Origin of the sequence: Halocola ammonii (assembly GCF_049334165.1) — a bacterium.
GTDB lineage: Bacteria > Bacteroidota > Bacteroidia > Flavobacteriales_D > Sanyastnellaceae > JBEGHD01.
This window is the reverse complement of the sequence record NZ_JBEGHD010000045.1, coordinates 1-566: the sequence shown is the minus strand read 5'-3', so window position 1 is coordinate 566 and position 566 is coordinate 1. Positions and strand designations below refer to the sequence as shown.

At 52.5% G+C, this 566-nt stretch carries 1 protein-coding gene; it reads right to left on the bottom strand.

Annotated features, from left to right (window positions below; all coding sequences use genetic code 11):
• Positions 1 to 566: hypothetical protein (locus ABHV44_RS16180; RefSeq protein WP_459075754.1), on the bottom strand; the 566-nt coding region annotated here is incomplete at both ends.

Here is a 566-nt window from a genome sequence, read left to right as displayed (position 1 = left end):
GCATCGCTCAAGGCTGTGAGGGCTACTGTGTACGATCCAGGCGCCAGTGTACCGTTGAAGAGCTCGTCCCCGTTTTCAACTCCTGTGGCGCTTTCTGAGTTGCCATCAATTTCCCAGGTTAGGTCAAACGGTGCAGTGCCTGAAAGTTCTTCTACTGTCACCAAAATGTTTTGGCCTTCGCAGAAGTTGAACTCAGCTCCGTAGCCGGCAACTACTCCGTTGAACAGAATGTTGACATCCGGCTCTTCGTTGATCGTTACTGTCGCTCCGTAGAGCTCCTCGGTGTCTTCGAACGTGCAGCCATTGGCATCGGTGATTGTGGTCAGGTCGATTTCGTAAGTGCCTGGCTCGAGCAGTTCCGTAGCGAAGGTATCTCCTTCTTCTACAGTTGCTGTTTGCTCAGCTCCGCCATCAACCGTCCAGGTGATGGTGAATGGTCCGGTTCCACTTAAGATCTCGCTCATCGCTACGTTCACTTCTGTTCCTTCGCAGTAGCTAAACTGGGCATTGTAGCCAGCAAGCTCTCCGTTGAAGGTGAAGTTGGCATCCGGTAGCGGATTGATCGT